General features: G+C 50.0%; 21 protein-coding genes and 1 riboswitch. Of the genes, 16 read left to right on the forward strand and 5 right to left on the reverse strand.

Annotated elements, in window-relative coordinates; genetic code table 11:
• Positions 1-8: 8 nt before the first annotated feature.
• The 3 genes from ACXAGR_RS01310 to ACXAGR_RS01320 all read right to left on the reverse strand — a co-directional run bounded on the left by ACXAGR_RS01310 (position 9) and on the right by ACXAGR_RS01320 (position 2,340).
• Positions 9-1,226 carry a GGDEF domain-containing protein gene (locus ACXAGR_RS01310; RefSeq protein WP_474842981.1) on the reverse strand — a complete coding sequence of 406 codons (1,218 nt, stop codon included), beginning with the start codon at positions 1,224-1,226 and terminating at the stop codon, positions 9-11.
• Between the two features lie 126 nt (positions 1,227-1,352).
• Complete coding sequence (locus ACXAGR_RS01315; protein ID WP_474847647.1) at positions 1,353-1,685, reverse strand: replication protein RepA; 333 nt, start codon at positions 1,683-1,685, stop codon at positions 1,353-1,355.
• Positions 1,645-2,340 (reverse strand): AAA family ATPase, encoded by a 696-nt coding sequence (locus tag ACXAGR_RS01320; protein ID WP_119502210.1) that lies wholly within the window; start codon positions 2,338-2,340, stop codon positions 1,645-1,647. Before ACXAGR_RS01320 ends, ACXAGR_RS01315 begins: the two co-directional genes overlap by 41 nt.
• Positions 2,341-2,435: 95 nt before the next feature.
• A riboswitch (cyclic di-GMP riboswitch) is annotated at positions 2,436-2,525 on the reverse strand.
• 266 nt (positions 2,526-2,791) lie between these two features.
• On the opposite strand from ACXAGR_RS01320, the gene ACXAGR_RS01325 reads away from it, so the two are divergent.
• The 5 genes from ACXAGR_RS01325 to ACXAGR_RS01345 all read left to right on the forward strand — a co-directional run bounded on the left by ACXAGR_RS01325 (position 2,792) and on the right by ACXAGR_RS01345 (position 9,389).
• A complete protein-coding gene (locus ACXAGR_RS01325; protein ID WP_474847649.1) occupies positions 2,792-3,838 on the forward strand; it encodes an alpha/beta hydrolase in 1,047 nt (348 codons plus the stop codon).
• A gap of 253 nt (positions 3,839-4,091) precedes the next feature.
• A complete protein-coding gene (locus tag ACXAGR_RS01330; protein WP_474847651.1) occupies positions 4,092-4,472 on the forward strand; it encodes a YybH family protein in 381 nt (126 codons plus the stop codon).
• A 141-nt stretch (positions 4,473-4,613) separates the two neighbouring features.
• Complete coding sequence (locus ACXAGR_RS01335; protein WP_474847653.1) at positions 4,614-4,991, forward strand: hypothetical protein; 378 nt, start codon at positions 4,614-4,616, stop codon at positions 4,989-4,991.
• 59 nt (positions 4,992-5,050) lie between these two features.
• Positions 5,051-7,585 (forward strand): protein translocase subunit SecD, encoded by a 2,535-nt coding sequence (gene secD / locus ACXAGR_RS01340; protein ID WP_474847655.1) that lies wholly within the window; start codon positions 5,051-5,053, stop codon positions 7,583-7,585.
• An 82-nt stretch (positions 7,586-7,667) separates the two neighbouring features.
• Positions 7,668-9,389, forward strand: coding sequence for a potassium/proton antiporter (locus ACXAGR_RS01345; RefSeq protein ID WP_474847657.1), 1,722 nt, complete (start codon positions 7,668-7,670; stop codon positions 9,387-9,389).
• A 354-nt stretch (positions 9,390-9,743) separates the two neighbouring features.
• On the opposite strand, the gene ACXAGR_RS01350 is transcribed toward ACXAGR_RS01345, so the two are convergent.
• Complete coding sequence (locus ACXAGR_RS01350; protein WP_474847659.1) at positions 9,744-10,958, reverse strand: dipeptidase; 1,215 nt, start codon at positions 10,956-10,958, stop codon at positions 9,744-9,746.
• Positions 10,959-11,447: 489 nt separating this feature from the next.
• Between ACXAGR_RS01350 and ACXAGR_RS01355 the strand changes: the two genes are divergently transcribed.
• Positions 11,448-12,218 carry a SapC family protein gene (locus ACXAGR_RS01355; RefSeq protein ID WP_119503449.1) on the forward strand — a complete coding sequence of 257 codons (771 nt, stop codon included), beginning with the start codon at positions 11,448-11,450 and terminating at the stop codon, positions 12,216-12,218.
• Positions 12,219-12,289: 71 nt separating this feature from the next.
• Here ACXAGR_RS01355 and ACXAGR_RS01360 read toward each other — a convergent pair whose 3' ends face one another.
• Positions 12,290-12,616, reverse strand: coding sequence for a YkgJ family cysteine cluster protein (locus tag ACXAGR_RS01360; RefSeq protein ID WP_119502202.1), 327 nt, complete (start codon positions 12,614-12,616; stop codon positions 12,290-12,292).
• A 237-nt stretch (positions 12,617-12,853) separates the two neighbouring features.
• Between ACXAGR_RS01360 and modF the strand changes: the two genes are divergently transcribed.
• The 10 genes from modF (at position 12,854) to mraY (ending at position 24,214) form a co-directional block, all read left to right on the forward strand.
• Entirely contained in the window at positions 12,854-14,302 is a 1,449-nt protein-coding gene (gene modF / locus ACXAGR_RS01365) for a molybdate ABC transporter ATP-binding protein ModF (RefSeq protein WP_474847661.1), read from the forward strand.
• Positions 14,303-14,380: 78 nt separating this feature from the next.
• Positions 14,381-15,184, forward strand: a complete 804-nt coding sequence (locus ACXAGR_RS01370) for a putative porin (protein ID WP_474847663.1) — start codon at positions 14,381-14,383, stop codon at positions 15,182-15,184.
• A gap of 247 nt (positions 15,185-15,431) precedes the next feature.
• On the forward strand, positions 15,432-16,385 hold the full coding sequence (locus ACXAGR_RS01375) for a pectinesterase family protein (RefSeq protein ID WP_474847665.1): 954 nt from the start codon (positions 15,432-15,434) through the stop codon (positions 16,383-16,385).
• A 330-nt stretch (positions 16,386-16,715) separates the two neighbouring features.
• Positions 16,716-17,174 (forward strand): division/cell wall cluster transcriptional repressor MraZ, encoded by a 459-nt coding sequence (gene mraZ / locus ACXAGR_RS01380; RefSeq protein WP_303572868.1) that lies wholly within the window; start codon positions 16,716-16,718, stop codon positions 17,172-17,174.
• The gene (gene rsmH, locus ACXAGR_RS01385) at positions 17,171-18,109 is read left to right on the forward strand and encodes a 16S rRNA (cytosine(1402)-N(4))-methyltransferase RsmH (RefSeq protein ID WP_349588445.1); all 939 of its coding nucleotides are present in this window, start codon (positions 17,171-17,173) and stop codon (positions 18,107-18,109) included. Before mraZ ends, rsmH begins: the two co-directional genes overlap by 4 nt.
• A complete protein-coding gene (ftsL, locus tag ACXAGR_RS01390; RefSeq protein ID WP_119502195.1) occupies positions 18,106-18,447 on the forward strand; it encodes a cell division protein FtsL in 342 nt (113 codons plus the stop codon). The genes rsmH and ftsL overlap by 4 nt, the downstream gene beginning before the upstream one ends.
• On the forward strand, positions 18,444-20,219 hold the full coding sequence (locus tag ACXAGR_RS01395; RefSeq protein WP_474842954.1) for a peptidoglycan D,D-transpeptidase FtsI family protein: 1,776 nt from the start codon (positions 18,444-18,446) through the stop codon (positions 20,217-20,219). The genes ftsL and ACXAGR_RS01395 overlap by 4 nt, the downstream gene beginning before the upstream one ends.
• On the forward strand, positions 20,209-21,735 hold the full coding sequence (locus ACXAGR_RS01400) for a UDP-N-acetylmuramoyl-L-alanyl-D-glutamate--2,6-diaminopimelate ligase (protein ID WP_474847668.1): 1,527 nt from the start codon (positions 20,209-20,211) through the stop codon (positions 21,733-21,735). Before ACXAGR_RS01395 ends, ACXAGR_RS01400 begins: the two co-directional genes overlap by 11 nt.
• On the forward strand, positions 21,735-23,138 hold the full coding sequence (locus tag ACXAGR_RS01405; protein WP_474847670.1) for a UDP-N-acetylmuramoyl-tripeptide--D-alanyl-D-alanine ligase: 1,404 nt from the start codon (positions 21,735-21,737) through the stop codon (positions 23,136-23,138). Before ACXAGR_RS01400 ends, ACXAGR_RS01405 begins: the two co-directional genes overlap by 1 nt.
• Complete coding sequence (gene mraY / locus ACXAGR_RS01410; RefSeq protein ID WP_474842948.1) at positions 23,132-24,214, forward strand: phospho-N-acetylmuramoyl-pentapeptide-transferase; 1,083 nt, start codon at positions 23,132-23,134, stop codon at positions 24,212-24,214. Before ACXAGR_RS01405 ends, mraY begins: the two co-directional genes overlap by 7 nt.
• Positions 24,215-24,216: the final 2 nt, after the last annotated feature.

Below are 24,216 nucleotides of genomic sequence, written 5' to 3' on the forward strand. Positions count from 1 at the left end.
CCCGCCGGTTATTCCATTGGCCACTCAATACTGGCCAGGTTGTTCAGGGACGTTTTTATCTGCACATCAGTGAGTGAGAACTTCCCTTCCAGCGGAGAGGGCGGCAGAACATTGTCGCTTTCTTTGCAGGCTTCAATGGCGCCCACCCAACAGTCTCTTTGGGATATTTTTGCTGCGTACAGACAATAATCCATCACCGCGAAGGTTTTTACCCAGTCCATTTCATAAGGATTTCTGGGACACAGAGGCATTGCACAAAACCCCACGCTGCAAGTGGCGTTGATCACCACATCATCTGGTAAGTGAAAACGCTTCTGACGCACCGCCTCAATAAGTCTGTCAGCCAGTTCCACCATATCATTACGGTTAGCGTTGCGGCACACCGCCAGAAATTCTTCGCCACCCCAGCGGATAAGCAAATCTGTCTGCCTGAACACTTCTTTTAATATACCGGTGAATTGCACCAGGAAGCGGTCACCGGCAAGGTGACCGTACTCATCATTGATTTGCTTAAAGTGGTCTATATCAATTAAAAAGCAGAGTAAGTCATGATTTGGCGGAAAGGTCTCATCATTAAGACTGGCGTAGTGATGTTGCACCCGGCTGATCTCACCCGGCAATTGAGCTGAGAGGAAGTTGCGGTTATACAAGCCTGTGAGTGCATCACGCATGCTGACCTGCTCCAGCGCATGATAAGCTTCTTCCAGCTGTTGATTTTTCTGCTCCAGCTCAGTGGTCCGGTTGCGGACTTCCAGTGCCAGCCGCTGATTTTGCCGGTACTGGTTATAACGGCTCCACAGCAAAAAAAGAAATAGTAACAGGGACACCAGGCTACCCAGCGATAACATACTTTCCAGGTTATGCTGACGCACCTGAGCCAGTTCAACAGTGCGGTTTTTCTCCTGAATCTCGAAATCCCTTGCCTGACGTTCCATCTCCACTTTGGCTTTCAGCTTCTCAAAGTAGATCGCCTGCTCCGTGTCCATCTGGTGTTCCAGTCTGGCGATGGTTTCGTCAACAGAGTTGAAAAAGGCCGGAGGCAGCACGTCCAGACGGGGGGCGATGTCATTATCGGCAGTCTGGTGAGCAATAAACCGGGCGACGGTGGTTTCCCGGCTGGGGGGGGCAGCCTGCAAATCTTCCTGTCTGACCGTACCCTGGGCACTAAGCAGCGAGGGAAATAATCCAAGCAGTGTAATCAAACTGCCTGACAGATAACTTTTCATCTTCATCCTGTTCAGAAAAAGTAAAACCGGGGAGCACAGTGACACCGTGCTCCCGTTGTTGCGTATTGGCGCGCTTTGCATTCCATGCAAACGCCTGCGCCCGGCCGCCACCTTGTGGTATGTCTGTCAGGGTGTTTTATTTGTCAGTAAAGGCCTGATGTCTTCACTGCTTTGATTTTCTATCCATATTCTGATGAGTCTGGAACGGCAGATCCCTGTTTCTGCCGACAACTTTCCAAGTTTCTCAATTGCGTCTTCAGATAATGTAAATGTAGCACGTCGCATGGGACCGCAAGGCGTAATGTTGTCTTTGTTAGCAGAGTCCGTTGCCGGATAGACCTGCCTGATAACATGGTTACCTGCTGCGTAGGCCAGTGCGTCGTCAATAAATTCATCAACGCTCACCGGCTCAACAGGTTTAGCTGACGGCGTGGATTTTTTGAGGCTGCACAGACTCATAAGATTTCCCCTCTCTCCGCGACAGAAGTTCTTCAATGATATTGCGAATTTCTGCTGATGCTTTTCCGTCCGGCTCACTTTCCATGACTGACTGTCCAGACTCTTCAGAATCGTCATACATATTGCGGCTGTATGTCACTGAGTCCAGTACCGGTACTTCAAATGAACGACAGACATCTTTTGCTTCCAGGATCCTGCTGCCCAGCGAAGGCAGAGAAGGGCACTGGGTAATTACAAAAGCAGCATTCATGTCGGGATTCACCATTTTGCAGGTTGAAAGAATATCTTCCATATGGGGAACCGTTTTCAGATCCCGCCGTTTGGGACGTAACGGAATAAGAATGTGGTCAGCCACTGCCATCGAGGAGCGCAGCGCAAGGTTATCCTGTCCGCCACAGTCAATGACTACGTAATCGTAGTGCTCGCGCAGGCTCAGTAATTCGTTGCGGATCTTGCCGTACAACTGCACGCAGTTAATCGACGGCAATTTATCATTAGCTTTGCGTTCCTGAATCCAGTCTGAAGTAGTGCGCTGCGGATCGCAGTCGACCATCAGTACACTGGCATTTTTTTCAGTTCTCAGATAAACAGCGATATTTTGTGCAAGGCAGCTTTTGCCACTGCCGCCTTTCTCGCCACCAACCAAAACGATCATCGTTCGTTCCTCAACTTTTGATCCGTCATCACGGATAAACGGTTAACGAATGTGACTGAAAAAGTGAACATGAGCCGGATTAAGGACTATGCTTGTTCGGTAACCCCGCTATCATTATCTGTAATCAGATGGCAGACCGGAGGCTTTGCGTCACGGGCTTTCGCACCGCTTTGCCTTTTTCAACAGTACATTTTCGGGTAAGCGGCGGAGATGCCATGGCTTACCGGTAATCAGGATACTAGTCAAAACAAACGGTGTGCGCCGCATGCCTCACGATATTTAAGAATAAAAAAATATACCTGTCAGACCAGGTGGCCGGTGGCGACAAACGGGCTGCAGGACTTGGAAATCCGCGGTTCGCCCGTGTAAATCATTCTAATTAAAGTTATATCTGTTAATATGCCAACACATGGTGTTATTGAAAACTATACCCGCAAATAAGGAGAAGGGAGTGGTAAAAACATCCCTGTTGAGTTTGTTTCTGCTGGCATTCAGCACAGTCAGTTTCGGGCAGAATAATGCAATGGATGAAGCGTTTGATTCATTCAGTCATCTCTATGAAGAACGTTTCGGCCAGATCAGGGCATGCATGAACCCCACATTTCAGCGTTTCAGTGTGTGTTCTCCTGCTCTTCGCAACGATGGTAATGCGCCGTATATTCTGCATCACGGTAAACCTGTCGATACAGTGGTTGTTCTGCTTCACGGATTAAGCGATTCGCCGTTTTATATGTCTGGCATTGCACGGGCGCTGCACGACAAAGGTTACAACGTTATTGTGCCTTTAAACGTAGGACACGGCCAACTGGATGCCAGCGATGAAATGAGCGACAGCAATCTGGCAGAACGCTGGGGTGCACACCTGAGTGATGTCATGGCGCTGGCACCGCAACTTGGTAAGCACGTTTATCTGGGCGGCTTTTCCACCGGCGGCGCGCTCTCTGTTCAGCATTATTTGCATCACCCTGACAACATTGACGGCCTGATGTTATTTTCCGGTGCTCTGGCACTCGACAGCGGCGTAGAGCGGTTATCCGGGATATGGGGAATTCAGTGGGTCGCCAGGTTTCTTGACGGTCACTATGAAACAAAGGGGCCGAATCCGTATAAATATCCCACCATTGCCAGTTTTTCCGGACTTGAACTGATGGAAGTGATTGATGATGTGAGAGACCTGTTTGAACAGGGGAAAACTATAGACGTACCGGTATTTGCCGCACATTCTCAGGCAGACACCACTACGCCTATTACCGGTATTGAAGATTTAATGTCGCGGGCAACCACGAAAACCAATACCTTTTTTATCATCGATGAGAGTTATAAATTATGCCATGCTGATGTGGTGGTGAATAAGAAAATGCTCAGTGATATGCATTTCGATAAATCCGGTGTGGATTTACGTGATCCCTGTGCGGCTCCCGGCGCTAATCCGCTTTTTCGCCAGATGATTATGATGCTGGGCAGCTTTATGGATGAAGCGGCACAGAAAGCCGGTTAATTGATTGACACAGTGCCCGGGATTGATTAATTTAACCCCATTATCGCTACGAACTAACATTGCAAACTGGTCAACATGATTTTTCAAACTTTGTCACAATCAGGCAAGCCACAATCTGCACTCATTATTCTACTCGCTATTCTCAGCAATTGGCGGGTTCGTTAGTACGTAAATGAACTGAAGAAAACCCGCCGCGAAGGCGGGTTTTTTGTTTTCGTCTTCGTGGTTTTAACAAAATACGGAGACGACAGCCATGACTCACCCGGTAACCCGGCAATTACATGCCATGCACGATGCAGTGAATAATAACGACTTAACTGCATTACAAACCCTGTATTGTGAAGACGCCTTTCTGGTTGATAAACCTCGGGTATCCTCACGCTCTGATCTGCAGCGTGCCCTCAGAGCTTTTAAACAACGGTATATGCCTGAACATATCGTCTCGCAGGGCGACGAGGTTGTCATTGAAGCCGGTGATACTGCGCTGGTCATAAGCAAGCTGTACCTGAATGCAACTGGCGCGGTGGACTGCAATGTGAAAAAAGCCATTTATGTATTCAGAAAAAATGCAGAAGGTGAGTGGCAATGCGCCATTGATAACTTCTTCGGCGTTGATTTGATTGATTATGTGTAGGTGATTTTGCTTACTATCCGTTTTTTTAGTGGCCGGCCAATGGCAATGCGGCCATTGAAAATACGGATATCGCCACCATATCGGGTAAACCGCAAAGACAGACCGGCTTTGAGGTTTGTCCGCTAACCGGAAGCTATATCCTTGTTGACGCAGGAAATTGAAACAGACAATAACGACAGAGGACCTTCAGTGAAACTGGTCTTCTTTTTGTTGTGGCTGTTGATTGCGTTTACCTCGGGGAACGGTGCAGAGCGGCAGGTCCATGCCCAGTCAGACAGCCTGCAAAGCTCTGAACACGCCGCACTAGCATCAGGTCGTTCAGAAGGTCTGATAACACGATATCTGCAGCCCCAATCCCATTCCGGTGATCGTCCGGAACCGCTGCTGTTTACTGGTGCTGAACTGAAACTCGCCGGCGTTTACCGGATGCTTCACAGTGTCGCTTCCGGTTTTTCTGAGCTGGCTGCCCGGCCTGCACAGCCTGTTTTTTCGCGCCCTCCTGCCAGGGCGTCTCCTTAATCCTTCATTTTTGATAATTACGGGCCTCTGGCTCTGTTTACAATTTTTGAAGGACAATTATGAAACCATTTTCTGCACGGGGCGTGATGACCGCACTCGTGATTGTGCTCGGCCTCTTGAGCGCAATGCCCAATATTTTACCGCCGTCATGGCAACAACAATTACCCGGCTGGTATATCCAAAACCAGTTATCTTTAGGCCTTGATTTGCAGGGCGGTTCCCATTTATTGCTGGCCGCTGATACACAGCCACTGTTTGATAAAGCCTTTACCGGCATGAAAGAGAGTCTCACTAAGGATTTACGGGAAGCGGGGATCCGCTATCAGGTTCTGTCTGCTTCTGACAATACCCTGCGATTATCGATATCAGGAGCCGGCGGGCAATTTCAGCAGGCCCGTGAGCTTGCCTTTGCTTATCGTACAACGGGGCAGGGCGAGCTGCAGTTCACTATTGAGCAAAACAATAACTTGCTCACTGTCAGTTTGTCAGAGTCGTTTAAGGAGAGCCTGGTCAGTGATGCGCTGGAGCGCAGCGTGGAAGTGGTTCGCCGCCGTCTGGATGAGACCGGACTGGTCGACCCCGGCATTTCACGGCAGGGGAACGATGGCGTGCTGGTACAGATGCCGGGCGTTACAGACCCGTCACGTATCAGGGAGTTACTTGGAACAACTGCGCAAATGGAATTTCACTGGGTAGTCACGGATAACAGTCGTGGCAGTACTGTGATAATGCAGGACATGGACGGACAACAACAATACCGCCTGGAAAAGCGGGTTGCGATGGAAGGTGAGCACATTACTGATGCACGGCTTGCTTTCGACCCTGACACAGGCAACCCGGTGGTGACTTTCAAGCTCGACAGTTCCGGCGGCAATATTTTTGCAGCTATGACCCGTACACATATCGGTGAGCCGCTGGCGGTCGTACTGGACGGTAAGGTGATCACAGCGCCGGTAATACGGGCAGTGATTGGCGCATCCGGTGGGCAAATCAGCGGCAATTTCACACCGGATGATGCCAAAGATCTGGCACTGATGTTACGTGCCGGTGCGCTGCCTGTGCCCCTGACTGTGATTGAAGAGCGGACTGTTGGTCCTGATCTCGGTAGTGATGCTATCAAGATGGGGCTGAGTACAGGACTTGCCGGTGCTGCGCTGGTTTTGGTGTTCATGACCGCACTTTACCGTCGCTGGGGGGCGATTGCCTGTGTAAGCCTGATGATTAACATGGGCCTGCTTTTTGGCGTGCTGAGTTTATTCAGGGCCACACTTACATTACCCGGTATTGCCGGCATTATTCTTACCCTTGGCATGGCAGTAGATGCCAATATTCTGATAAATGAACGTATCAAAGAAGAGTCGCTGAAAGGGCGTGTCGCCGGGGCGGCAATCCGTTCCGGTTTTGACAAAGCCTGGTCAACCATCCTGGATTCCAGTCTGACAACCCTGATTGCCGTGAGTCTGCTGTTCATGTTTGGGAGCGGGCCGGTAAAAGGTTTTGCGATTACTATCGGAATTGGCCTGTTTACGTCCATGTTCACGGCCATTGCGGTAACCCGCCTGTTAATGTTGTTTGCTATCAGACGCCGTGAAAGAGACATACTCCATTTCCCGGGATTCCGCTGGTTGTCGCGGACAGATAAGAGGCCGCTGAACTTCCTGAAAGGCCGTGTGGCAGGCTTAATTACGTCTGCTGTCTTGTCGGTGGCTTCCGTGGTGCTGTTTTTCAGCCCGGGATTACATTACGGCGTTGATTTCACCGGTGGCACACTGGTGGAAGTGAAAAGCCATAACGTGCAGGTGGAACAACTGCGCAATGCTCTGACAGACGGCAACATTGAAGGCGCCAGCATCCAGGAGTTTGGCAGAGAAGGTGATTATCTTATCCGCGTCCCTCAGGTAACAGCGGACACTCCGGTTGAACAGGCAGCATTGCAAAGTCAGCAGGTTGATCAGGTGAAATCTGCAGTAACCACACTGGATGACCAGGCAACCTTCCCCCGTGTGGACATGGTTGGTGCGAAGGTCAGCGGCGGTTTTGCTGATGCTTCTGTGCTTGCTGTGCTGATTGCCGGAGGGGGGATTCTGCTGTATTTGTGGTTGCGGTTTGAATCACATTTTGCACTGGCAGCAACGGCGACGATTGCGCTTGATCTGACAAAGACCATCGGTTTCTTTGCGCTCACCGGGCTGGAGTTTAACCTCACGGCAGTAGCAGCATTACTGGCCCTCATAGGCTATTCTATCAATGATAAAGTCGTGGTATTCGACCGCATCCGGGAAGGATTCAGGGCTACACCGGATACATCTATTATTGAAGTACTTAACCGCAGTATTTCTGCGACCTTGTCCAGAACATTGTTTACATCAATGACTACATTTCTGGCTTTATTGCCAATGGGGCTGGCCGGCGGGGCGTCTGTCGCGAGTTTTGCGCTACCCATGCTTTTTGGCATCGTAATTGGTACCAGTTCCTCTATTTTTATAGCATCGCCTATTTTGTATTACCTTGGAAAGCGGCGTGAAAAGAAAGGGTTAAAGCAACTGCGCCCCACCGCAGAGGAGGTGAGAGAATCACTGGCGCACATACCCTGAGCGTCGCCACGAACAGAGTCTGCAACTTCAGGTAACTTGCAGACTCTTACTGAAACGGAAATAACCTGTAAAAAGGAAACCTATGTTCGCCATCGATTACCAGATCCTTATAGCGGCTGTATTGCTGTTTGTCGGTATTCTGTCCAGCAAACTGTCCCCAAGGCTGGGTTTACCTCTGCTGGTACTGTTCTTACTGGTAGGCATGCTGGCAGGAGAAGACGGACTGGGACTGGCATTCGATGATGCCAGCACAGCACATGCGCTGGGTACACTGGCGCTGGCTATGATCCTCTTCGATGGCGGGCTGCAAACTTCTTTTTCTTCTATCAAGCTGGTATGGAAACCGGCTTCATTTCTGGCCACCTTCGGAGTAGCCATAACGGCCGGGATAACCGGTTACGCAGCAGCTTTTATTCTGGGTGTACCACCTATGGTGGGATTGCTTATCGGGGCTATCGTCGGTTCTACCGATGCTGCCGCAGTATTCTCTATTTTGCGGAACGCCGGTGTGCATATCAGCCCGCGCCTGAAAGCCACACTGGAAATTGAAAGTGCTTCGAACGATCCCATGGCGATTTTCCTGACTGTAGGCATACTGGAGCTGCTCACCAGTCAGATGACGCCGGGATGGGATCTGGCACAGCTGTTTATTCAGCAAATGGGCATTGGTACCTTTGTCGGGCTTGGCGTAGGCTGGGCTGCAGTAAAACTCATCAACCGTATCACGCTGAGTGCGGCAGGGCTTTATCCTGTTCTTGTCGCAATATGCGGTTTTCTGACGTTTGGTATATCTGCCAGTCTGGGCGGGAGTGGGTTTCTGGCAACTTTCATCGCCGGAGTCTTTATCGGTAATAGCCGGTTTGTACTAAAACGGGCTACCTTTATGTTTCACGACGGTCTGGCCTGGCTCAGCCAAATCGGCATGTTTGTTATGCTGGGATTGCTCGTGAATCCTGCATCGCTCCTCAAGGTCTGGCTGGAAGGACTGCTCATTGCAGTTGTTCTTATCTTCGTCGCCCGTCCGCTGGCTGTTGCTCCGTTTCTGGCCTTTGCCGGGTTCAGCAAGCGGGAAATCGGGTTGGTATCATGGGTGGGGCTTCGCGGATCGGTGCCGATTATTCTGGCTATTTTTCCGTTGTTGTTCGAAATTCCCCAGGCCTATCTCATTTTCAATGTGGTGTTCTTCGTTGTATTGATTTCGGCTACCTTGCAGGGTTCAACATTGCCGTGGATGGCAAAGAAACTGAAGCTGATTGAAAAGGCACCGGTAACACCGGCTGCCACCCTGGAAATCAGTGCTCTGGGCGAAGTTAACGCTGACATTGTTCAGTACACGCTGGGAGATTCCGCCAAAGCTGTTAACCGGACGCTGGCTGAACTGGCACTGCCTGAAGGTGCGGTGGTGGCAATGATAACCCGTGATGATGCGGTTTTTCCGCCAAGGGGATCAACGTTGTTACTGCCGGGGGATCATATCTTTATTCTTATCCGTCCGGGACTACGGCCCTTCATCGATTGTATTTTCTCCCACACTTCGCAGTTGGAACCGTCGGCTTTTAAATCCGGAGAGTTAGTGCTGAAAGGCGCGGCAAGAGTGCATGAGATAAGCCATGCATATGGTCTGGACCTGGGAGAAACAAAAAATATCACACTGGATGCCTTTATCAGAAAGCATCTGAGCGACGATGTGGCAGAAGGGCTAACTTTGCATCATACCGCCGGGCGATTTGAAGTTAAAGCGGTAAGAAATGGTCTGGCTGTAGCGGTGCAGTTTACCGCAGACAGCCGCCTGTCAGAGTCGTGATTTTTGCTTTAATAAACGGCCTGTGAGGTGGTGGCATATCAGGCCTGAAATGGCAGTGATGAAAAAACTAAGGTTTCTGCCGTACTCTGTATCAAGGGGAAAAAGTATCGGGCTGATACTGGCTGTTATGAACAATGCGCAGGTAAGGTAAAAGTCCGATTGTGTCACGAGTCTTACCGGGATAAGAAGCAAGCCTGTCAGCGCAGATAATATAAAGTTTAAAATGATATCGTCCATGACATCAGTTCCGTTTTATCTGATGTTTGAGATGATCAGAGATTACGCCGTCTGTTTTATTATGGCAAGGTAGACAGTGCCACAGAACGTGGCACTGTAATGAGTTGCAATCAGAACTTAATGTGATGCAGCGTATTTTTCGACTTCAGACCATACCCGAAGCAGGTTACCGCTAAGTACTTTCTCGATGTCTTTGCGGCTGTAACCACGATCCAGCATGCCCTGAACCAGATTCGGGTAGGTAGAAACATCTTTCAGACCGGTTGGCAGAGAATCACCCACACCATCAAAATCTGAGCCGATACCCACATGGTCAATACCAATCAATTCTACGACATGGTCAATGTGGTCCAGCACCTGACTCAGCGTAGAATACGGATAGGGGTTTTCCTTGCGGTACTTTTCATCAAAAGCAGCGACTTCTGCACTGTCTTCACCCATTTCTTTGATAAGTTTGTTTTTCTGCTTAGTCAGATTATTCCGCCAGTCCTGGGTTTCTTTTGAAACAAAGCTGGAACCAAAGTTAATCATGATCACGCCGCCATTTTCACCCAGCTTCTTCACCATATCGTCGTTCATATTACGCTCAAATCCCGGCGTGTATTTACGCAGGGAAGAGTGTGAAGCGATCACCGGTACCTTGCTGATTTCAATTGCCTGATAAAAAGCATCATCGGAGACATGAGAGATATCCACCATGATCCCCAAGTTGTTCATTTCAGCTACCAGTTCCTTACCGAACGGGCTCAGGCCATGCCATTGACGGCGCAGGTCATAGGATGAGTCAGAAATATGGTTAGACAGCGAGTGGGCCAGCGTAATGTAGCGGATACCGCGCTCATAAAACGTTTTCAGATTTTCCAGGCTTCCCTGAACGGGTGAACCGTTTTCCATACCCATGGGCAAAGAAATGAGTCCTTTCTTAAACTGGGCTTTTACATCCGCCACGGATTTTGCGATGGCAAATTTCTCCGGTGAACGGTAGACCATGGCTTCAACCAGGTCGATAAGCTGGTGGGCTACTGCTGTAGACTCGTCGGAATTATCCAGGCTGGCCGGCACATAAATAGACATGAATGGTGCTGTCAAACCACCTTTTTTCGCGCGGGGATAATCAAAGTCGCCGCCTTCTGTCGCAACGCTCACGTCTTCCCATTTTGCGTGTACGCGGTAAGGAACATCAATGTGACCATCCACAATGATGGTTTCCTGTGCGATAGCCTCAGCTTCTGCAGAAACCGGGGAAATGGTTTCTGCGTTTGCAGCATAGCTGCCGGTCAGTAACAGTGCCGGTATGAGAAGCGACAATGGCTTTTTAGTTAAACGTCCCATGGATTTTCCTTCGTTCATTATTATCTGTGTTGTGTGTGTTCGTAAATTGCAAGCGTTCCGGCAACGGGTAACTTGAGCAATCGTGCTCATGTAGCCTACGAAATATTTAAATTGCCTACAATCATCACACCCGTTGCGCCAGCTAAATGCACTGAAATAACAGGTAAAATGAAATGCTTATCCCGGGTTGTTACGTCAACGAAAGAAGCTTGTAATAAAAGTTTAAATTTTGATATGGTTTTCAGGGCGTGACTTCCCGCTTTAAATACGGGATACTGCCAGTCGACCTGTTACCGGCAATTGAATGCGGTGGCAGGCTACAAGAATAATCTTCGTGGTAATCCTCTCCTAATCTGTGTTTGGTGAGTCCATTGACCAGAGTTGTTAATGGTCGCGTACGCAGGGACTGCAGGCTTTCACCAATAGGGCAATTCCCCTGGCGAATTCCATTTGTTGATTACCACCAATAAACGTAATGAGAACAGAATTATGGCGATTAACTACACCCCGCTGAATAAAGAAAAACATAAAGATGTAAAAATAGCGGTGAACAACGCGTTTGCTTTCGCAAAAAATACACACTTATCTGCAGCGTCTATCCGCGAATACGCGCAACTGGCGTCTACTATGCCAATCGTATTTATTCAGGATCCTAACAGCGACCGTTATCACACTGTTGCCATGCTGGGTATGGAACAAAATCAGAACCTTTTCCTGGCGACAGACAAGTGGAAAGGTCCTCACGTACCAATGAACATTCTGCGCTATCCTTTCGATGTTCGTCCTGAAGGTGAAAAGCTGGGCGTTTACATTGATGAAGAAAGTGAACTGGTAGGTAAAGAAGAAGGTCAGCCGTTATTTAAAGAAGACGGTTCTCCTTCTGAGTTTCTTGATAACCGTCAGAAATTCTTAGGTGACCTGGCAAACAGTGAAATGCTGACTCAACGCTTCATTCAGAAAGTGGTTGAACTGGAATTACTGGACGCCATTCAAATTCGCCTGACTTACAAAGACGGTCAGCAGCGCAACGTGACCGGTATGTACAGCATCAACGAAAAACGTCTGATGGAACTGCCGGAAGAGAAAGTACTGGAATTGCATAAGCAAGGTTTCCTGGGTGCACTGTATGCAGTAATGATGTCACTGGGTCAGTTGAACCGTCTGGTTGAACTGTCTAACGACACGGCGAATCCGATTGCCAGCATGCAAATTACCGGTGAAGCAGCTCAGGCGGCCGCACAGCCAGCTGAAAATGCATAAGTGATTGTTTCAGAAAATTAAAAAGCGGGCTTTGCCCGCTTTTTTTTGTGTCGTTTTTGCGGTGTGAATTCTCAGGCCGCAACAAAGGGGATAATATCGCCGGTGATACCGTGTTTCATCCTGGCTTTCATACAGTCTGCGGTGCCGTAATCAAACTCTCTGCAGGTGGACGAGCGTTTTTCATAAATAGAGCAGCCGATATTGCCACCTATGTCACCTTCCAGGGCCACACACCGCGGAGATGGTTGGTTTGTGCCCTTCATTGCGACCAGGGAAGGGGAGATCTTTTCAGTCAGTTCCGGCGGTACGCTACCACCGGTAAACGGGTCAGATTCTGCCCAGTAAAACGATACACGAAACGTGGCGCAGCAGGCACCACATTGTATACAGGGATTCATTACTATTCTTGCTCCACACTACGTGCACAACAACCAGCAAATTCCGGGTTGGCCATCACATTGTTACAATGATTTTGATGTCTTTCAGGCAACAAACAGAGTGTGTCAGAACGATCATGTTGCCGGGACGGCGCATTATTCCAGAGTGCCGGAAAAACGCAATAAAACAATGCACTGTCGCACTATTCTTTTTTTATCCGGGGTGTTTGATTACCATCAGTCGCCTGAGGAGGGATCATGATTGAATTACAACACTGTGCGGTGTCACTGGCACCGGATTTTACCTTTGGCCCGGTAAATGCGGCACTGACTGAAGGCCGGCATCTTGCCATAACCGGCAAAAACGGTAGTGGTAAATCGGCACTGGCGGCCATGCTGGCCGGAGAGGGCGAGGTGGTCAGTGGTGAAAGACGCCTGACCTGTAAGACTGGGTGGGTCAGTACTGCACAGCAGCAGGCATTGATTGCTCAGGAAAAGAAAAAGGATGACGCGGACATTCTTGATGTCATTCCTGTGCCCAGCACAGCCAGGGAAGTTATTTTACGCCAGATCAATATGGCTGATTGCGGGGAGGCATTCACTCTGCTGACGAACGGCCTGCGGATGACCCATTTTCTTGATAACGCCTTTTTGGGGTTATCCACCGGTGAAACCCGGAAAGTACTGCTGGTTCGCACCCTGTTAGCTTCACCTGATGTGCTGGTGCTTGATGAACCTATGGATGGCCTTGATACCGCATCCTGCGAGTTTTTGCAGCAGCACCTGCAAAGTATTCAACACCGCTGCACCATCGTGATGGCGCTGAACAGGCTCAGTGAGATCCCGTCTTTCGTCAGACAACTCTGGCTGATGCAGCAAGGGCAGTTGTCCTGGCAGTCAGAGGGCGGCGGAGTTGAGCAAAGCGATTTAGCTCACCTTAAACAATTGCTGCACATGGAGAATACATCTCTCACCTTGCCGGAAAAAGACGAAACACGGTATTCGCCGCAAATGGCTGAAGCTGATAATGTGCTGGTGAAGCTGGTTAACGGCAAAGTGAGTTACGACAACCGCGTTATTTTCTCGGGTCTGAACTGGCAGATTTACCGCGGGGAGCACTGGCAGGTTACAGGCCCTAACGGTTCAGGTAAAACCTGTCTGCTAAACATGATTACCGGCGACGATCCTCACTGTTACACCAATGAACTGACAGTATTCGGTTACAAGCGGGGCAGTGGTGAAAGCATCTGGGATATCAAGCAGCATATCGGGTTAGTGTCTAACAGTTTTCATCTTCAGTACCGTGTCAATTGCAGTGTATTACATGTGGTATTGTCCGGCTTTTACGACAGTATCGGGCTATACGAACAACCCGATATCAGACAAAAACAACTGGCCCGTGAATGGCTCGCACTGGCTGGTATGGCACACAGAGCTAATGAACCTTTCCAGTCTTTGTCTTTCGGTGATCAACGGCTTTTACTTATTCTGCGGGCGATGGTGAAACATCCCACACTGTTAATTCTTGATGAGCCATGTAACGGCCTGGATGAAATTAACCGACTGAAAGTACTGGCACTGCTTGGCATTATCGCCGCAGGCAAGGAAAGTACATTATTGTATGTGAATCACCACAGCGAGGACAAAATCAACGGAGTTGAACTGGTGCTTGCCATGGGACGCCACAATCAGGAAGCACAGGCTTAAGGAACGGTTCATCCGGCGTTCAGTTTCAATATCTATACTGAGCGTCGGAAATGAGGCAAACAACGATAAGGATTCGTCATGCAATTCAAATTTTCTTCTCTAATCATCGCTACTCTGGCACTTCCGTTTTCCGCGATGGCTGCGCAAAATGAAATCTCAGCCGGTTATGCTGATACCAACCTGTATGGTGGCGATATCTTCGGTGTGCAGTACTCCCGCTATCTGGATAATATTGACACCCGTAGTGACCCCTTGCAGATAGCGCCTTATTTGCAACGTATTAATACTATAAGAGCCGGATATGCAAATACTGATGCGTTCCATTTGTACAGTATTGGCGGTGATTATTACACCGGTGACTGGGTATTCTCTGCTGACTTAAATTACGATAAGTCACGTGGTTATTCTTCCGAAGTCAGCCAACTGGTAACGCAAGCCGGTTACTTTATTAATGATAAATGGCAGGCAGGTGTGTCGCTGACATATTATCACGCAGAAGGCCGCGTCTTTGTACCAGTCGACGTGAATGGCGTGATCCAGCTTCAGGGTGTGACGAACACCGAAACTGACTTTACCGGAGGGCTCTACACCCGTTATACAGATATTACTGACGGGGCAGGGTGGGATTTCGATCTGGCATGGTATATCGACAGCAATGATTTAATAGAAGCCGGAGCCCAGTACTTCTTCAGTCCGCAACTGAGCCTGGAACTGGATTATACCCACCGGGATTTAGGATACAGGAACTATGACTTCGCCGGTCTTTCAGTTAACTACTGGTTTAGCGACGCATTAGCTGTCAGCCTGGGAGCCGGGACAGATCTGTCTACCGGAGATTCCGTCACCGATACTATAACGGCATCGGCCAGCTGGCGCTTCTGATCTATCAATAATTTTTTCCTGCTTAAACCGGGGCGTGCAGCGTTCCGGTTTTTTTGTTTAAACAGATTAACACCGTTTTGCTACCGGTGGCATCCGTTGTCTCATTGTTTTATAAAAGTGAGTAATCAGGCGGCATTGATAAATAATGGAATGCCGGAGCCTGAACGTTGTTCAGACGGAAAAGTCAATGTTTAAACATGCTCCGCACATTCTGAGGTTGCCTGCTTTTATTATTTAAGGAGCAAACATGCGATTTATCAGTCTTATCTTATTTGTTATCAGCATTTCAGCGTCTGCACAGTCTTATGAAACGAGACTGACCGTTGCCGCTGACGGTTCCGGTAATTATACCTCCGTTCAGGATGCCATCTACGCTGCCAAAGCCTTTCCCTGGACAGACGTCACCGTGTTTATTAAAAACGGGGTTTATAAAGAGAAGGTCAACGTATTTGCATGGAACACCCGCATCAAAATGGTAGGAGAAAGCCGGGAGGGCACAATTATCACTATGGATGACCATTTTGATAAACTGGCGAAAGGCAGAAACAGCACCTTCCATACCTACACGGTACGCGTGGCCGGCAACGATTTTACCGCTGCCAACCTGACTATCCGTAACACTGCCGGGCCGGTGGGGCAAGCCGTTGCCCTGCATGTAGAGGCTGACAGGGCGGCGTTTTATAATGTCAGTATTGAAGGCTACCAGGATACCCTTTATGTCGCCGGTGAGGGCCACAGAAGCTACTTTGAAAACAGCATGATAAGCGGCTCAGTAGACTTTATCTTTGGTGAGGGAACGGCATTGTTCAGTGGATGTGAAATCCGCTCCCTGATAAGCAATACGTACGTGACGGCTGCGTCCACACCACAGGAGCAGCCTTTCGGACTGGTGTTTGATAACAGCCACTTTACTGCCCCTGAGGGTGTTGAAAACGTGTATCTGGGACGGCCCTGGCGGCAGTTTGCGGCAACGGCTGTGATGAACAGTCATCTGGACGGGCATATCCATCCGGCCGGCTGGCACAACTGGGGGGATCCGTCGAAGGAACAAACCAGCCGTTATGAAACCGGCGGGAATACGGGAGAGGGTGCTGCCGGCTCAGACAGAGTGAACTGGCAACACGCACTCAGTGAACAGCAACGTCAATCCTACAATAAGGCCACCGTATTACGGGGCTGGTCACCGGAAAAACCGATCTAAATCCTGCCTTTTGATCGCTTTCAAGCCCCCGTCCTGCGGGGCTTTTTTCGTTGCCGGTAATTTTTTTAAAAAACTTTTCACGTATCCATTCTGATTCTTTTTTAATCTTTTCATGGGCTTTACATAAACAACTGTATATAAAAACAGGCTGCAGCCCAGTGTTTACGTGGGTTTTAGCCCTGTTTTTCCTTGACAGTGGGGAAAGTAGAGACCAAACTGTCTAGCAAGTGGGTAAATGTGGCGAATTGTGGATCGAGTCATCAACGAATTGCAGATTGGTACTCAGAAAACAAGAACAACAAGAGCACAAAAATATAAAAGGCTAGGGGAATGTTCCGCGGCGCTAATGCAATCAATCTGGATCCCAAAGGTAGACTGGCTATACCAACAAAATACCGTCAGTCACTTCTGGATGATTGTAACGGACAACTGGTCTGCACAATCGATACACAGCAAAGCTGTTTGCTACTTTACCCACTTCCCGAATGGGAGGAGATCGAACTCAAACTGAGTAAGTTCTCCAGTATGGTTCCGGCTGAACGCCGGATGCAGCGGCTGCTACTTGGTTATGCCACCGAAGGTGACATGGACAAGAGCGGCCGTTTTCTCTTATCCGCGCCTTTGCGCCAACACGCCAATCTCTCCAAAGAAGTCATGCTCGTCGGACAGCTTAACAAATTTGAAATATGGGATGCTGATATTTGGGCTAAACAAATTGATGCAGACATGGAAACCGAGCGTGATGGTGCATTTGAGCTTACTGACCGCCTGCAGGAATTTTCACTATGAGCAACACCCCATTCAGTCATGTTTCGGTGTTGCTTAATGAATGTATTGACGCACTGGCGATTAAACCGGACGGCATTTATATTGATGCCACATTCGGTCGCGGCGGACATTCCGGCAAAATCCTCGAAAACCTTGGTGCTGAAGGCCGCCTGATCGCGTTTGACCGTGATCCTCAGGCGATTGAAGCTGCACAGCGTTTTGCAGATGACAAACGCTTTACCATTGTTCATGAACCCTTTGGCGAGATGGCCCGTGTTATCAGCGAAATGTCTCTGACGGGCAAGATCGACGGTGTGCTGATGGATCTGGGTGTTTCTTCTCCACAGCTCGATGATGCTGAGCGTGGTTTCAGCTTTATGAAAGATGGTCCGCTGGATATGCGCATGGACACCAGCCGTGGCCAGAGTGCTGCACAGTGGCTGGCAGAAGCTGATGAGCAGGATATCACCCAGGTAATAAAAGAATTCGGCGAAGAGAAGTTTGGCAAACGTATCGCCCATGCCATCGTGGAAACCCGTCAAACAACGCCTCTTACACGTACCGCTCAACTGGCTGAGCTTATTGATAAAGCGGTGCCGGTAAAAGACAAATTCAAGCATCCTGCTACACGCGCTTTCCAGGGGATCCGTATTTACATTAATGCGGAGCTGGAACAACTGCGGGTGGGGTTAAAAGCGGCTGTGGATGTACTGGCGAAAGATGGCCGTCTGGCTGTGATTTCTTTCCATTCTCTGGAAGATCGCCTGGTTAAACGTTTCATTAAAGATCAGAGTCGCGGAAAAGTAGTACCGGCTAACTTACCGGTAACACAAGCTGAGATTGATGCCGACAAAGTTCTCAGGGCGCTGAGCAAGGCGATTAAGCCGACCAAAGAGGAGATTGCACAGAATGTGCGCTCGCGGAGTTCTGTATTACGGGTGGCCGAAAAACTATGACGGACCGGCAGAATTCACGGACGACGTCTCCGACAAACTTCAGTTTAATACTGATTCTGGTCTCAGATTTGACCCGCAACAAGTTGCGGGTTTTGTTGTATTTAATGGTTGTAACCAGTGCCATGGCTGTGGTGCTCGGCAGTCACCTGAACCGTCAGCAAAATATCGCCATGGAAACACTCATGCAGCAGAAAGATGATCTCGATGTGGAGTGGCGAAATTTAGTGCTGGAACAACGGGCACTGACAGAACACAACCGCATTGAAAACGAAGTGGAAAAGCAATTAGATATGTACCGGCCAACCGCCGATCAGGAAGTGGTGGTAAGACTGAAATGAGCATATTTGCACTCCCTGCCAAAAAAGTGAAACGTGGTGCCAGACAGAATGTGACCCCGTCACCGGTGCAATGGCGCTTTGTACTGGTCATTGCCATTGTCATGCTGGTGTTCGCCGGGCTTGGCGTCCGCGCCGCCTACATTCAGGTCATTGCTCCGGATAACCTGATTGCTCAGGGCGATAACCGTACCATGCGTACCAAAGATATGCCGGCATACCGCGGAATCATTACCGATCGCAATGGCGTAGAACTGGCTGTCAGTGTGCCGGTGCGTGCTATTTATGCCGACCCGAAAATTATCCACGAACAGGGCGGACTGGAGCAGTTTGAACGCTGGGAAGCGCTTGCCGATGTGCTGGGCCGCGATGTAGAGGACTTACGCAGCAAAGTACAAAATCCCAAACGCCGGTTTGTTTATCTGCAACGTCAGGTGTCTCCGGCCATGGCGGATTATGTTGCCAAACTGGATATCCCCGGTATTTATCTGCGCCGTGAAAGCCGTCGTTACTATCCTAATGGCGAAGTGACAGCGCAACTGATTGGTATCACCGATGTGGACGACTCCGGTCTGGAAGGTCTGGAACGGCTTTATGATGACTGGTTAACCGGCACACCGGGCTCAAAGGTTATCCGCCGTGATGCCAAGGGCCGCCAGGTGGAAATTCTGAAATCCACTGACGGAGAGGAAGCGGGGAATCTGAAGCTGACAATCGATCAGCGGATTCAGGCACTGGCCTACCGTGAAATCAAAGAAGCGATGCTTTACTACCAGGCTGCTTCTGCTTCCGCTATTGTGCTCGATGCCCACACCGGTGATGTGCTGGCCATGGTCAATGCCCCTTCTTTTAACCCCAACGATCGCAGCGATGTGTCTCCCCACCGGATGCGTAACCGTGTGCTGACCGATGCCTTTGAACCCGGTTCATCGCTGAAGCCGCTGGCAGTGCTGTCAGCGCTGGAATTCGGCAGTGTAAAAGTGGGTGATATTGTAAATACCAACCCGGGCTGGATGCGTCTGGGCGGCAGTCTGGTAAAAGATGCCCGTAACTACGGCAAACTCACCTTAGAAGAAATTATTCAGCATTCGTCAAATATGGGGACCTCCCGTCTGGCACTGGGTGTACCGAAACCATTTTTGCTCGATACCTATTACAACATGGGACTGATGAGTGATACCGGTACCAACATGCCGGGTGAAAGTAACGGTCTTTTCCATGAGCGCAGCCGTTGGTCTGATTTCGAACTGGCTACCTTATCCTTCGGTTACGGTATATCTGTAACTACCGCACAGCTTGCGCGGATGTATGCCACTCTGGCCAACGGCGGTGTCAGCATGCCGCTGAATATTGTTAAGCAGCCTCAGTCTACCGGATACAAACCGGAACCTCAGCGGGTGGTGTCTGAAAAGAATGCCCGTGCCGTGCTTGAAATGATGGAGAGCGTTGTGCAGCGTGGCGGTACAGCCACAAAAGCCGCAGTGCCGGGTTATCGTGTGGGCGGAAAAACCGGTACAAGCCGTAAAGCTGTCGCCGGTGGTTACGGCGACGAGTACGTGAATATTTTCGCCGGTGTGGCCCCTTTATCTGACCCGCAAATCGTTACGGTTGTACTGATCAATGAACCCGGTGGTGATCTTTACCATGCCGGAGATACAGCGGCGCCGGTGTTTTCTGAAATTATGGGCGGTGCCCTGCAACTGCTGAATATTGCCCCGGACGACAAACAGGTCACGTCTACGAAGTGGCTGAACGGAGGGCGCAATGGTAGTTAATGCATTTGAACAAAGTTTAAGCGTGTTGCTGGCAAAGTTCGGTATTACAGCGCCGGATGTCCGCATTCAGGGGCTGACGCTGGATAGCCGTCGGGTTACCCCGAAACTGGCCTTTGTAGCAGTAAAGGGACATAGCATGGATGGCCGTGAATTTATTCCGCAGGCTATCAGTCTCGGTGCCAAAGCCATTCTTGCGCAAACCGAAAAAGTGCGGGAGCACGGCCGCATGGAAATGCGTGGCACCACTATTATTGTTCATCTGTATGAATTAACAGACATCCTGTCATCACTGGCCGGGGCGTTTTACGACTATCCCGCCACCAAAATGCAATCTGTTGCTGTCACCGGTACCAACGGAAAAACCTCCGTCGTGCAAATGTTATCCCAACTTACTACCGCCGGCGGAACACGCTGTGCAGCAGTAGGGACGCTGGGTGCAGGGCTGTTTCAGGGGGCAGATACAGAGTGGGAACCCACACCTGCCGGCAATACCACCCCTGACGCTATCCGCATGCAGTATTTATTGGCAGAGTTTGTGCAACAAAACGCGCGGCAAGTGGCATTTGAAGCGTCTTCTCATGCCCTGGTGCAGGGAAGGCTCAGTCAAATCAAAACGGATATTGTGGTGTTTACCAACCTGTCGAGAGACCATCTTGACTATCACGGCACCATGGAAGATTACGGTGCGGCCAAGCGTCTGGCTATGCAACTGCCGGGCGTCAGCACAGTAGTACTGAATGCCGATGATCCTGAAAGCGACCGCTGGCATACCAACAAGCCCTCCTGTGTTACCACTGTGTGGTACGGCATGTCGGAATTGGCAGCGCAAAAGTCAGAAGATCGCCATTGTTTGGCCACAAATGTGAAATATCATCCGGACGGGTGTCAGTTCAGACTGGTATCAAGCTGGGGAAGCCGGGATATTCAGGTGCCGCTTCTGGGAGCGTTCAACGTGCACAACCTGCTGGCTGTGATTTCAGTGATGCTGGTGCAGGGGCTTCGTTTTGAAGAAGTGGTGGCGTTGTTACCACAGGTTTCTCCGGTAGCCGGAAGAATGGAAGTATTTCCTTTTACCGCGCATGCGAATGTCATTGTGGATTATGCCCATACTCCGGATGCGCTGGAAAAGGCGTTACAAAGCACAAGAGCGCATACCCCGGGGGATGTGTGGTGTGTTTTCGGATGTGGCGGCGACCGTGATAAAGGCAAGCGTCCTCTTATGGGACAGGCCGCTGAGGCTGTAGCCGATCATCTTGTCATCACTACCGATAACAGCCGTTCAGAAGCGCCGGAAGATATCGCCCGTGATATCCGTGAAGGACTGACACAGCCACAACGTGCGGTGGATGAGCCGGACAGAGAAAAGGCCATTCGCCACTGCCTGGAAAAGGCAGCACCGGAGGATTTGATCCTCGTGGCGGGTAAAGGCCATGAAGATTATCAGATCATCGGTGAACAAAAGAAAAATTATAACGAGCGGGCCGTGGTAGCGCGGCTGCAAAGGGAGTACAGCTAATGATTCTGACCACGCTGTCCTGGATTGCCGGTAAAGTGAAAGGCACCCTTACAGGGGAAGACCGGGACGTAAACGGGGTAAGTACAGATACCCGTACGCTGAAAGAAGGTGATGTGTACATTGCCTTAAGCGGCGAAAATTTTAATGGTCACCGTTTTATTGCTTCGGCGGAACAGGCCGGTGCCAGTGCAATAATAGCCAGCGAACCGGTGAATACTGCTTTGCCTGTCATTCAGGTAGAAGACACGAAACTTGCTCTGGGTTTACTGGGTGCTGCGGTAAAAGCGCAGGTCGCACCAAAAACTATTGCCGTGACAGGCAGCAGCGGCAAAACCACCGTAAAAGAGATGACTGCGGCAATTCTGGCACGCCGCGGCAATGTGCTGGCAACAGCGGGTAACTTCAATAATGACATCGGTGTGCCGCTGACATTATTACGTCTGGAAGAAGGCCATGATTACGCAGTAATGGAACTGGGTGCTAATCACCTTGGGGAAATTGCGTACACCACCGAACTGGTGAAGCCGGATGTGGCGACCATTGTCAATGCCGCCGCTTCTCATCTGGAAGGATTTGGCAGTCTGTTAGGTGTTGCCCGTGCAAAAAGCGAAATTTTTAAAGGGCTGAACGAACAGGGCGTGGCTATCGTCAATGCTGACAGTCAGTTCGCAGAGTTCTGGTTGGGCAAACTGAAGTACAACAATGTACTTACTTTCTCACCCCAACAGCAAAATCAGTCGGATTATACAGCAGAAGACATCACCGTCGGACTCGACGGCTGTGCTGAATTCAACATGGTCACCCCGCAGGGGCAAACCGGCATCCAATTACGCATCCCCGGTATTCATAATGTGGGTAACGCACTCGTAGCGGCCGCGCTGGCCATGCAGGTGGGAGCGACCCTGGAAGACGTACGTACCGGACTGCTGAACATGGCGCAGGTGAAAGGGCGTCTTAATGTAAAAGCGCTGTCTGACCATTTCCGCTTGCTGGATGATACTTATAACGCCAATGTGGCGTCGGTGAATGCGGCTATTGATACGCTGTCCACATTCTCCGGTTTACGGGTTCTGATCCTTGGTGACATGGCGGAGCTGGGTGAAAAAGCCCGCTTTTACCATGAGCAGGTAGGTGAGTACGCACAGCAAAAGGGCATTGATTACCTCTTCACTCTGGGTGTACTGAGCCAGAGCGCCAGTGCTGTATATGGTAAGCAGGGATTTCATTTCACCAGTGTGGAAGCGCTGATGGAAACATTGAGCAGTGTGCTGATGGCCGATCAACGGGATATTTCCGTGCTGGTTAAAGGTTCGCGCAGCTCGCGGATGGAACGGGTAGTGGAGGCCATTGAGGTATCCCGCCTGGGAAAGTTTGAACGCCGTCGGGAGCGCATTGCATGTTGATATGGCTGGCCGACTGGCTTAAACAGTTTGAACCGGGATTCTTCGTATTTTCCTATCTGACGCTCAGGGCAATTTTAAGTACCCTGACGGCACTGGTGATTGCGATTGTTATCGGACCGAAAATGATTCGCTGGTTGCAGCGTCTGCAAATCGGTCAGACCGTACGTGACGACGGGCCGCAAAGTCACCTTTCAAAAGCGGGCACGCCGACTATGGGCGGACTGCTCATCTTATCGGCGATTGTGGTCAGCGTATTGTTATGGGCAGATTTAACCAACCGTTATGTGCTGGTAACTCTGGCCGTAGTGATTGGCTACGGCATCATCGGCTTTGTTGATGATTACCGCAAAGTGGTGCGTAAAGACTCCAAAGGGTTAATTGCCCGCTGGAAATACTTCTGGCAGTCAGTCATTGCACTGGGTGTGGCGTTTTACCTGTACAGCAGTGCAAACCTCGCCGCTGAAACCTCTTTGCTGGTGCCTTTTTTCAAAGAAGTTATGCCGCAACTGGGTCTGTTTTATCTGGTGGTCGTGTATTTTGCGCTCGTAGGCACATCGAATGCTGTCAACCTCACGGACGGGTTGGACGGACTGGCTATTGTACCCACCATACTGGTTGCCGGTGCGCTCTCAATTTTTGCCTACGTCACCGGTAATGTGAACTTCGCGACTTATCTGAATATTCCTCACATCCCGCTGACCAGCGAGCTGGTTATTGTGTGTACCGCTATAGTGGGCGCCGGACTGGGCTTTTTATGGTTTAACACTTATCCGGCTCAGGTATTTATGGGCGATGTGGGTTCACTGGCTCTCGGCGGCACGCTGGGTATTCTGGCAGTCCTGGTACGTCAGGAAATCGTGCTCATCATCATGGGCGGTGTTTTTGTGATGGAGACCGTATCGGTGATCCTCCAGGTCGGCTCATTTAAGTTACGTGGAAAACGTATTTTCCGCATGGCACCCATCCACCATCATTTCGAACTCAAAGGCTGGCCGGAACCCCGCGTGATTGTGCGGTTCTGGATCATTTCTCTGATTCTGGTGCTGGTGGGACTGGCTACACTGAAGCTGCGCTGATT

The organism is Alteromonas sp. ABH4_457 (assembly GCF_056160625.1).